Consider the following 10,970-nt stretch of genomic DNA (forward strand, 5'->3'; position numbering starts at 1 on the left):
GCAACGGCTGGGCCGGGAGAACCTCGACGCGATCGCCGCCACGCTCCAGCGCTACGACGTCGACGCCGAGTTCGAGCGCACGGGTGCCCTCGACGTCGCGACGGCGCCGTGGCAGGCCGAGGAGCTGCGCGAGCACGCCGAGACCCTGGCCGACATGGACGAGCACGTCGAGTGGCTCGACGCGGACGCGGTCCGGGCCCTGGTGGACTCACCGACCTACCACGGCGGGCTCCTCGACCGGACCGGAACCGCACTCGTCCACCCGGCGAAGCTCGCCTGGGCCCTGCGGGAGGCGTGCCTTCGGGCCGGCGTACGCCTGCACGAGCGCAGCGAGGTCCGCTCCCTCGACGCCGACGGCTCGGGCGTGCTCGCCCGCACGGCCTACGGCTCGGTCCGGGCGACGCGCGCCGCGCTGGCCACCAACGTCTTTCCCCCGCTGGTGCGACGGGTGCGCAAGTACGTCGTTCCGGTGTGGGACTACGTCCTGGTCACCGAGCCGCTGTCCGGGGACCAGCGCAAGTCGATCGGCTGGAAGGGGCGGCAGGGCGTCGGCGACGCGGGCAACCAGTTCCACTACTACCGCCTGACCGCCGACAACCGCATCCTCTGGGGCGGCTACGACGCCGTCTACCACTATGGCAACGGGATGGGCCCCGGGCACGAGCACGACCACGAGGTGTACGCCCGTCTGGCCAGCCACTTCTTCGAGACCTTCCCCTCCCTCGAGGGGCTGCGCTTCACGCATCGGTGGGGCGGTGCGATCGACACGTGCACGCGCTTCTGCGCGTTCTGGGGGACCGCGCACGGCGGGCGGAGCGCGTACGTCGCGGGCTACACCGGCCTCGGCGTGGGAGCCACCCGGTTCGGCGCCAGGGTGATGCTCGACCTCCTCGACGGACGCGAGTCCGACCTCACCTCCTTGCGGATGGTCCGCACCCGGCCGGTCCCGTTCCCGCCCGAGCCGCTTCGCTCGATCGGCATCGCGCTGACCCGCCGCTCGCTGGCCCGGGCGGACCAGAACGAGGGGCGGCGCAACGTCTGGCTGCGCGGGCTCGACCGGCTCGGCATGGGCTTCGACTCCTGACAGGGTGTCGGGGCGAGGGAGCCCAGCCCGACACCGTGGTAGTTGAGACGGCGGGCGCGGGCGCGGAGGATGTCCTCATGACCGCGCCCTCGTTCGACCAGCCCCGCGCCATCACCCACCGAATCGGCGGGAAGCCCTGGACGGGCACCTCCGAGCGGCAGGGGGAGGTCTACGACCCGGCTCGAGGGGTGGTGAGCGGCCGCGTTGACTTCGCGTCCGCCGCCGACGTCGACGTGGCCGTCGCGGCCGCGAAGGACGCCTTCGCGACGTGGCGGCACAGCTCCCTCGCCAAGCGCTCCCAGGTCCTCTTCGCGTTCCGTCAGCTGCTGGACGCCCGCAAGGAGGACGTCGCGGCGGCGATCACCGCTGAGCACGGCAAGGTGCTCTCCGACGCGCTGGGCGAGGTCACCCGCGGGTTGGAGGTGGTGGAGTTCGCGTGCGGCATCCCCCACCTGCTCAAGGGCGGCTTCTCCGAGAACGTCTCCACCAACGTCGACGTGTACTCGATCCGCCAGCCGCTCGGCGTGGTCGGGATCATCTCGCCGTTCAACTTCCCGGCGATGGTCCCGATGTGGTTCTTCCCGATCGCCATCGCGTGCGGCAACACGGTCGTGGTGAAGCCCAGCGAGAAGGACCCGTCGGCGGTCAACCTGGTCGCCGACCTGCTCGCCGAGGCAGGCCTGCCCGACGGTGTCTTCAACGTCGTCCACGGCGACAAGGTCGCGGTCGACCGCCTGCTCGAGCACCCGGACGTCCGCAGCATCTCCTTCGTCGGGTCGACCCCGATCGCGCGCTACGTCTACGAGACCGGCACCCGTAACGGCAAGCGTGTACAGGCCCTCGGGGGCGCCAAGAACCACATGGTCGTGCTCCCCGACGCCGACCTCGACCTCGCCGCCGACGCCGCGGTGAACGCCGGGTTCGGCTCCGCCGGTGAGCGCTGCATGGCGATCTCGGCGGTGGTCGCGGTCGATCCGATCGGCGACGAGCTGGTCGAGAAGGTCCGCGAGCGCATCGCTCGGCTCCGAACCGGCGACGGCCGTCGAGACGTGGACATGGGGCCGCTGGTCACGCGTGTCCACCGCGACAAGGTCGCCTCCTATCTCGACGCGGGGGTCGGCGAAGGGGCGACGCTCGTCGTCGACGGTCGGGCGACCTCCTTCGACGGCGACGAGGACGGGTTCTGGCTCGGCCCGACGCTGTTCGACCACGTGACCCCGGGCATGTCGCTCTACACCGACGAGATCTTCGGGCCGGTCCTGTCCGTGCTGCGCGTGCCGAGCTACGACGAGGCGCTCCGGCTGGTCAACGAGCACCCCTACGGGAACGGGACCGCCATCTTCACCAACGACGGGGGCGCCGCCCGCCGCTACCAGCACGAGGTCGAGGTGGGCATGGTCGGGGTCAACGTGCCGATCCCCGTGCCGATGGCCTACTACTCCTTCGGCGGCTGGAAGGCGTCGCTGTTCGGCGACACCCATGCCCACGGGACGGAGGGCGTGCACTTCTTCACCCGCGGCAAGGTGGTCACGTCACGGTGGCTGGACCCGAGCCACGGCGGCATCAACCTGGGCTTCCCGCAAAACGTGTGAGGCGGTCCGGGACCCCGCTGGCGCGCACGCCGGGGGCCCCCTGGTCGATCAGGTGCCCCAGGTCGATCAGGTCGCGGTGAAGGTCACTGTGTACGCCCGGTAGCCCCCGGTCCTCCAGCGCAGCAGCACGGTCAGGGTGTGCTTGCCCTTCTTGATGCGAGACACGTGGAAGGCGAGCGCGTGGGTGCCCTTCTTGCCGACGAGGTCGTACGGCGTGATCCTCGCGATGTGCCGAGGCTTCTTGTGGTGCTTGGGATCGTCGAGGTACCACGCGGCATAGAGCACCGCCCGTGAGGGCTTGACGAAGACGTAGATGTTGTTCTTGACGCGCTGCTTGCTGAGCCGCTTCGCCTTCGTACGGGTGGAGTAACGGCTGAACAACGGGGTGTTGCGCGGCAGCGGCTTCGCTGCCGGCGGCGGCGAGCTGCTCGGGCTGGTGCTCGGGCTGGTGCTCGGGCTGGAACTCGGGCTGCTGGACGCCGGGGAGCTCGACGGCGGCGGTGAGCTGCTGGGGGGCGGCGTCCAGCCGCTGGGCAGCACCGAGGAGGACGGATTGTGTCCCGACGTCACCGACCACAGCTGCCGGTAGGCCTTCTCGGCCTTCGGGAAGTTCGTGCTGTTGGTGTCCTTGAGCAGGACCGGGTCGTAGGTCGCCATCGTCTGGACGTTGTTCTGATGGTCCTTGTTGAAGTAGGTCTCGTAGGCGACGTTGTGCTTGGTCAGCCAGGTGTGGAAGTCGGTGAGGAAGTCCGGGTCGTCGCCGCCGCCTCCGCACTTGCCGGTCCCCGGGTCGCAGAAGCTCCCGGTGTCGGCCAGGGCCCACTCGCTGAACCCGATCGGCTTGTTGTGCGACTTCGCGAAGGTCGCCAGCCAGTTCAGGCCGTACTTCTGCGAGGTCAGGTTCGCCCAGCGCGCGTCCTCCGTGGTGCAGCTGGTCGTGACCGTCGCGGTGCACGCCGGGTGGCCGTACTCCTGGTCGTACATGCTGACGCTGATCGAGTCGACGTAGTTGTCGCCGGGGTAGACCGGCGTGGAGTCACCCTTGTTCTGGACGCTGTCGGGGTTGGCGTAGGTGGCGCCGAGGGCGACGGAGTAGTCGAACTTGAACGCCTGCCCCGGTACGGAGCGCATGGCGTTGACGATCCTGATCCAGTACGCCTTCCAGGCGGCCGGGTCGTTCATGGCGCTCCAGCGGAACCAGTCGCCGTTGAACTCCCACCCGATGCGCAGGACGGTGTCGCCCAGGCCACGGTCGACGAGGTTCTGGGCCAGGGTCTGCCAGTACTGGTCGTAGTCGCCGGCAGCACCGGCCTCCAGGGTCGGCGTACCGACCTGCGTCAGGTCGGCGTTCTGGTCCTCCGTGTCGTACATCGGCAGCATGGGGAGCGCGATCATCATGGGGACCTGGAGCTGCTGGCGGACGTACACGGCGCACTTGAACAGCGCGTTCGGCTGGTCGGTGGTCAGCCAGTTCGTGACCCCGGTGTAGGGGGCGAACTGCATCGTGTACTGGACGGGCTGGTGCCGCCAGGTGGCGAACGCCTTCAGCTGGTTGACGTAGTCCTGCCGGTCCGCGTCGCTGTTCTTGCAGGGGCCGGGGTAGACCCCCGAGGCCCACGAGTCGGTCTGGGCCGCGTTGGCGCCGGGGTCCGCCACCAGCAGCGCCGCGCCGCCGACGAGCGCGCACGCCACGGCTCCCGCCGCGGCGCGCCAAAACCGACCCTTCACCCTGCCTCCCCCTGGGGCTCCTCCGGGGGAACGCTAGGTCAGGCAGCCCGTTGGGGCCAGTCCCGGGGGGTGTGGGCGTCCGACTGTCGGGACAGGCTCAGCCGAAAGGTCGACGGCCGTGTGCGGAGCGTGGCCGAGATCCTACGGAATGCTGCGAGACGCTGGCCAAATCAGCCTGCTGCGACCAGGTCAGCGTCTAGGGTGAACCGGTCGACCCAGGGCGATCTTGGCGCTTGCCAAGCGATGGGCGACGTGCGAGAACCTAGCCAAGGACGTCAGGGAGGCATGCCATGTCGACTGAGGTCAGCGCAGCTGGTACGGCGGGTACGCCGAACGGCAAGGGCCTCAAGGGCAACGCCCTAGGCCTCTGGTCGACCGTGGTCGTCGGGGTCGCCTCGACCGCGCCCGCCTACAGCCTCGCCGCCACCCTCGGCTTCATCGTGATCTTCGTCGGCGTCCAGGCGCCGGCGGTGGCGATCCTCGCCTTCGTCCCGATGTGGATGATCTCCATCGGCTACAGCGAGCTCAACAAGGAGGACCCGGACTGCGGGACGTCCTTCACCTGGGCGACCCGGATGTTCGGGCCGCGGACCGGCTGGTTCGCCGGTGGCTGGGGCATCATCGCCTCCGACGTCCTGATCATGGCCAGCCTGGCGCAGATCGCCGGGCAGTACGTCTTCCTGCTCTTCGGCGCCAACGGGATCGGGAGCGACCCCGCGAGCCCCTGGGTGCTTCTCGTCGGGCTCATATGGCTGGTCGTCATGACCTACATCTGCTACCGGGGCATCGAGGTATCGGCGAACCTGCAGAAGGGCCTGCTCGCGATCGAGGCCGGCATGCTCGTGGTCTTCGCCTTCGTCGCCCTGACCAAGGTCGCGACCGGCCACGCCCCGCCCGGCCACATCCACCCGTCGCTGTCCTGGTTCAACCCCTTCGACATCCCGTCCGCCTCGGCCTTCGTGGCCGGCCTCATCCTCATGATCTTCATCTACTGGGGGTGGGACACCGCGGTCACGGTGAACGAGGAGACCAAGGACCCGACCGTGACCCCGGGGCGGGCGGCCTGGATCTCCACCATCCTGCTGCTGGCCATCTACGCGCTCGTCATCGTCGCGGCGCAGTCCTTCGCCGGTGTCGGCACCCACGGTCTCGGCCTGGCCAACCCCGACAACGCCAACGACGTGCTGAACGTGCTCGGCCGCGCGGTGTTCGGCAACTCGTGGATCGGCAGCGTCTGCGTGCGGCTGCTGCTCCTCATGGTGCTCAGCTCGGCGGCCGCCTCGACCCAGACGACGATCCTGCCGACGGCCCGTACGGCGCTGGCGATGTCGGTCTATCGCGCCATCCCCTCCACGTTCTCGAAGATCCACAAGAAGTACCTGACCCCGACCAACTCGACGATCGCGATGGGCCTGGTGTCCGGCATCCTCTACGTGATCATGAACCAGATCTCGGGGGGTCAGGTGATCAGTGACTCGGTCACATCCTGCGGGGTCTTCATCGCCTTGTACTACGGCATCACCGGGTTCACCTGTGTCGTGTGGTACCGCAAGACGGTCCGGCTGAACGTCCGCAACCTCTTCCTGCAGGGGATCATCCCGTTCACCGGCGGCGTGATCCTCTACGTCGTCCTGCTGTGGAGCTTCTACCTCGACTGGCTGAACCCGAACGGTGGCTACTCGACGGCGGCCAGCTACACGTCCTTCACGCTGCCGTTCCCGCCGCACTGGACGATCGGCGGCGTCTCCGTGCTCGTCATCCTCGCCGCGATCATCGGCGTCATCTGCATGGTGACGTACAGCCTGATCGAGCCGCACTTCTTCCGCGGCGAGGTGCTCAACCGGCTCACGCCGACGCTCGTGCCCGAGATCACCGGTGTCCCGGCCGGCTACCCGCCGTCGGTGGGTCCGCACGACGTACCGGAGGACATGCCGCTGGTGCCGCCGGAGCTCGACAAGCCCACCGGACCCAACCCGGTCGAGTAGCCCCACCGCCTCGATTCCGCGCGATCGGGCTCTGACGACGGTGGGTGGGGCCGATCCGACTCCGCGCGATCGGGACGCAGGTCCGCCGCTAGCGTGTGCGCCATCTGGCGGGGCGCGGACGGAGGGCGAGGGCTCGCATGCGGGTGCTCATGATCGGTGCCGGTGGCGTGGGGGGTGCCGCCGCGCGCATCGCGGCGCGGCGCGACTTCTTCACGTCGTGGATCGTTGCCGACTACGACGTCCGGCGGGCGTCGCGGGCAGTCGCCGACCTCGGCTCGCGGTTCGCCGCGACGCAGGTCGACGCCTCCGACCCCCACGCCGTGGCCGCGCTGGTACGCGAGCACCGGGCCACGCACGTCCTGAACGCCGTGGATCCCCGGTTCGTGATGCCCATCTTCGACGGTGCGCTCGCGGGCGGCGCGCACTACCTCGACATGGCCATGTCGCTCTCCCGGCCGCACCCGCAACGGCCGTACGAGCTGACCGGGGTCAAGCTGGGCGACGAGCAGTTCGCGGCCTCCGACAGATGGGTCGACGCCGGCCGTCTCGCCCTGGTCGGGATCGGGGTCGAGCCCGGGCTGTCCGACGTGTTCGCCCGCCATGCCGCGGACAGCGACTTCTCCGTGATCCACGAGGCAGGTGTGCGTGACGGCTCGGATCTGGTCGTGCGAGGTCCCGACGGCGCACCGGTCTTCGCCCCCTCGTTCTCGATCTGGACGACCATCGAGGAGTGCCTGAACCCTCCGGTGGTCTACGAGCGGGACCGGGGCTGGTTCACGACCGAGCCGTTCAGTGAACCAGAGGTGTTCGACTTCCCCGAGGGCATCGGGCCGGTGGAGTGCGTCAACGTCGAGCACGAGGAGGTCCTGCTCATCCCGCGCTGGGTCGACGCCGGCCGCGTCACCTTCAAGTACGGCCTAGGCGAACGGTTCATCGGCGTCCTCGAGACCCTGCACACCCTCGGTCTCGACCGCACCGACAAGGTCCGGGTCGGGGCGGTGGAGGTCAGCCCTCGCGACGTCGTCGCGGCCTGCCTGCCCGACCCGGCGACGCTCGGGGAGCGGATGACCGGCCGGACCTGCGCCGGGCTGTACGTGACCGGAGTCGGCAAGGACGGCCGGTCGCGCGCGACGTACTACTACCACGTCGTCGACAACGCCTGGTCGATGGCCGAGTACGGCTCCCAGGCCGTCGTCTGGCAGACCGCGATCAACCCGGTCGTGGCTCTCGAGCTGTTGGCCGCCGGCACCTGGTCAGGGGTCGGCGTCCTCGGTCCCGAGGCCTTGCCCGCCCAACCGTTCCTCGACGCCCTCGTCGCCTACGGCTCGCCGTGGTCCCAGGAGGAGCGCACCCCCTGATCCGGCGCGGCTGCCCCCAGGCCCGACGCGGTCTCAGGCGACCGAGGCGAAGGCCTTCTCGAGCACGCCCAGCGCCTCGCGGAGCAGGTCCTCGCCGATCACCAGAGGCGGCAGGAAGCGCAGGACGTTGCCGTAGGTCCCCGCGGTCAGGACCAGCACGCCCTCCGAGTGGCAGAACGCCGCGACCTTGCCCGCGACCTCGGGTGCGGGCTCCTTCGTGCCTGGCTGGACCAGCTCGACGGCGAGCATCGCGCCCCGCCCGCGGACGTCCCCGATCACCGGGTACCTCGACGCCAGGTCGGTCAGGAACGGGAGCATGACGTCACCGATGCGCGCCGCCGCCTCGACCAGCCCCTCCTCCTCGATGGTCGCGATGGCGCCCAGCGCCGCGGCGCAGGCGACGGGGTTGCCGCCGTAGGTGCCGCCGAGCCCGCCGACGTGTGCGGCATCCATGAGCTCCGCCCGGCCGGTCACGCCGGCGAGCGGCAGGCCGCCGCCCAGGGCCTTCGCGGTCGCGATCAGGTCGGGCACGACCCCCTCGTGCTCGCAGGCGAACATGGCGCCGGTGCGCGCGAACCCGGTCTGCACCTCGTCGGCGACGAAGACGATGCCGTTGGCCTTCGCGTACGCGGCCAAGCCCGGCAAGAAGCCCTCACCCGGGACGATGAAGCCACCCTCGCCCTGGATCGGCTCGATGACGATGGCTGCCACCTGGTCGGCGCCGAGCTCCTTGTCGATCTTGCTGGTGACCATGGCGAGGGCCTCCTCGCCGCAGCGCTGCGGCCCGGTCGGCCACCGGAACGGGTAGGCCAGGGGCATCCGGTAGATCTCGCCGGCGAACGGCCCGAAGCCGTGCTTGTACGGCTTGTCCTTGGCGGTCATCGCCATCGTCAGGTTCGTGCGGCCGTGGTAACCGTGCTCGAACACGACCACGGCCTGGCGCCCGGTCGCGATCCGGGCGATCTTCACGGCGTTCTCGACGGCCTCCGCTCCGGAGTTGAACAGCGCCGACTTCTTCGCGTGGTCGCCCGGCGTGAGGCGGTTGAGCGCCTCGCACACCTCGACGTAGCCGAGGTAGGGCGTGACCATGAAGCAGGTGTGCGTGAAGCTGGCCACCTGCTCCTGCACCCGGCTCACGACCCGGTCAGCGGCGTTGCCGACGCTGACGACCGCGATCCCGGACCCGTGGTCGATGAGGGAGTTGCCGTCGACGTCGACCAGGACGCCACCCCCGGCCCGCTCGACGAACACGGGCAGCGTGGTGCCCAGGCCGGCCGCGACCGCGCGGGCGCGCCGCTCGAACAGCTCCTGGGAGCGTGGGCCGGGGATCGACGTGACGAGTCGCCGTTCCTGGGGGAGCGAGGGGCCACCTGCGGGCGAGGGATCGGTCATGCCTCCGAGCGTAGAACCCCGGCGGCCCGCAAGGCAGCGGGCCAGCTCACGGCGCCGCCCCGGGATCGGCACCTGAGAGCCGTCTCAGCATGGCCGGGGGACAATGGCGAGGTGCGGGATGTCGTGATCTTGGGGTCGACCGGCTCGATCGGCACCCAGGCCCTCGACGTCGTTCGGCGCAACGCCGACCGCTTCCGTGTGGTCGGGCTCGCGAGCGGCGGCGCAGCACCGGAGCTTCTCGCCGGCCAGGCCGCCGAGTTCGCTGTGGCGACCGTCGCTGTCGCGGACGCCGATGCGGAGGGGGTGCTGCGCACGTCCCTGGCTCGACTCGGCGCCTCTCCCCAGGTGCTGGCCGGCCCGGACGCCGCCGCGCAGCTGGCAGCGACGGCGTGCGACGTCGTGCTCAACGGCATCACCGGCTCGGTCGGGCTCGGTCCCACCCTCGCCGCCCTGGGGGCCGGGAACGTGCTCGCGCTGGCGAACAAGGAGTCCCTCGTCGCCGGCGGTCCGCTCGTACGGGCTGCCGCGGCGCCCGGCCAGATCGTGCCCGTCGACTCCGAGCACTCCGCGCTCGCCCAGGCGCTGCGCGCCGGGTCGGCGCCGGAGGTGCGCCGGCTCGTGCTGACCGCCAGCGGCGGGCCGTTTCGCGGGCGCTCGCGCGCCGACCTCAGGGACGTCTCGCCGGCGCAGGCCCTCGCGCACCCCACCTGGGACATGGGGCCGGTGGTCACCCTGAACAGCGCGACCCTGATGAACAAGGGCCTCGAGGTCATCGAGGCGCACCTGCTCTTCTCGGTGCCCCTGGAGGACATCGAGGTGGTCGTGCACCCCCAGTCGGTCGTCCACTCAATGGTCGAGTACGTCGACGGGTCGACCATCGCGCAGGCGAGCCCTCCCGACATGCGCCTGCCCATCGCCGTGGGCCTCGCCTGGCCCGACCGCGTCCCCGGGGCCGCGCCGGCGTGCGACTGGACCAAGGCCTCGACCTGGACCTTCGAACCTCTCGACGTCGAGGCCTTCCCCGCCGTCTCGCTCGCGCGCCGGGCCGCGAGCCTCGGCGGGACGGCCCCGGCCGTCCTCAATGCCGCCAACGAGGTGTGCGTCGAGGCGTTCCTGGGCGGCCGGATCGGCTTCCTCGACATCGTCGACACCGTGGCCCGGGTGCTCGGGGAGCACCGGGGCGGGAACCTCAGGACCCTCTCCGATGTTGTCGATGCGGAGGGGTGGGCGCGTGCGCGTGCCCTCGACCTCACCCTCAGCCGAGGCAGCGCGACCTCGCCCGACCAGGAGCCGCCGGCAGCATGATGTTCACACTCGGAGTGTTCCTCTTCGCGCTGGGCATCCTGGTCTCCGTCTGCCTCCACGAGGCCGGGCACCTGGTGACCGCGAAGAGCTTCGGGATGAAGGCGACCCAGTACTTCGCCGGCTTCGGCCCGACGCTGTGGTCCTTCCGGCGCGGCGAGACGGAGTACGGCCTCAAGGCCCTCCCCGCCGGCGGCTTCGTCAAGATCGTCGGGATGACGCCGCTCGAGGAGCTGTCGGAGGAGGACCGGCCCCGCGCCTTCTACCGCTTCCCCCTGTGGCAGCGCACGGTGGTGCTGATCGCCGGCTCGCTGACCCACTTCCTGCTCGCCCTCGTGTTCTTCTTCTTCGCGGCCTGGCTCACCGGGCTGCCCAACCCGCAGCTCGCCAGCTACGACGCGATGAGCGCCAAGCCGGTCATCGGTCAGGTCGCCCCGTGCGTGGTCCAGGCGTGGGACCTCACCAAGGACGGCGAGCTCCGCGCCTGCCGCTCCACCGACCCGGTCGGCCCGGCCAAGCAGGCCGGGCT

The 10,970-nt window shown here is 70.5% G+C and carries 8 protein-coding genes; 6 read left to right on the forward strand and 2 right to left on the reverse strand.

All coding sequences use genetic code 11. The features are described from left to right. Nucleotides 1-1,084: FAD-dependent oxidoreductase (locus VMI11_03445; protein HTY71461.1), on the forward strand; the 1,084-nt coding region annotated here is incomplete at its 5' end. A 77-nt stretch (nucleotides 1,085-1,161) separates the two neighbouring features. After that, entirely contained in the window at nucleotides 1,162-2,676 is a 1,515-nt protein-coding gene (locus tag VMI11_03450) for a CoA-acylating methylmalonate-semialdehyde dehydrogenase (GenBank protein ID HTY71462.1), read from the forward strand. Between the two features lie 66 nt (nucleotides 2,677-2,742). On the opposite strand, the gene VMI11_03455 is transcribed toward VMI11_03450, so the two are convergent. Then, nucleotides 2,743-4,404, reverse strand: coding sequence for a glycosyl hydrolase (locus tag VMI11_03455; protein HTY71463.1), 1,662 nt, complete (start codon nucleotides 4,402-4,404; stop codon nucleotides 2,743-2,745). A 290-nt stretch (nucleotides 4,405-4,694) separates the two neighbouring features. Between VMI11_03455 and VMI11_03460 the strand changes: the two genes are divergently transcribed. Together VMI11_03460 and VMI11_03465 are read left to right on the forward strand one after the other, a co-directional pair. Beyond that, a complete protein-coding gene (locus tag VMI11_03460; GenBank protein ID HTY71464.1) occupies nucleotides 4,695-6,389 on the forward strand; it encodes an APC family permease in 1,695 nt (564 codons plus the stop codon). 137 nt (nucleotides 6,390-6,526) lie between these two features. Next, nucleotides 6,527-7,747 (forward strand): saccharopine dehydrogenase C-terminal domain-containing protein, encoded by a 1,221-nt coding sequence (locus tag VMI11_03465; GenBank protein ID HTY71465.1) that lies wholly within the window; start codon nucleotides 6,527-6,529, stop codon nucleotides 7,745-7,747. Nucleotides 7,748-7,780: 33 nt separating this feature from the next. Here VMI11_03465 and gabT read toward each other — a convergent pair whose 3' ends face one another. Beyond that, a complete protein-coding gene (gene gabT / locus VMI11_03470; GenBank protein HTY71466.1) occupies nucleotides 7,781-9,139 on the reverse strand; it encodes a 4-aminobutyrate--2-oxoglutarate transaminase in 1,359 nt (452 codons plus the stop codon). Between the two features lie 111 nt (nucleotides 9,140-9,250). On the opposite strand from gabT, the gene dxr reads away from it, so the two are divergent. Next, complete coding sequence (gene dxr / locus VMI11_03475) at nucleotides 9,251-10,444, forward strand: 1-deoxy-D-xylulose-5-phosphate reductoisomerase (GenBank protein ID HTY71467.1); 1,194 nt, start codon at nucleotides 9,251-9,253, stop codon at nucleotides 10,442-10,444. After that, nucleotides 10,441-10,970 (forward strand): site-2 protease family protein (locus tag VMI11_03480; GenBank protein ID HTY71468.1); only part of this gene is annotated, 530 nt, incomplete at its 3' end. The genes dxr and VMI11_03480, both read left to right, overlap by 4 nt.

Source organism: Actinomycetes bacterium (assembly GCA_035506535.1).
Lineage (GTDB): Bacteria > Actinomycetota > Actinomycetes > DATJPE01 > DATJPE01 > DATJPE01.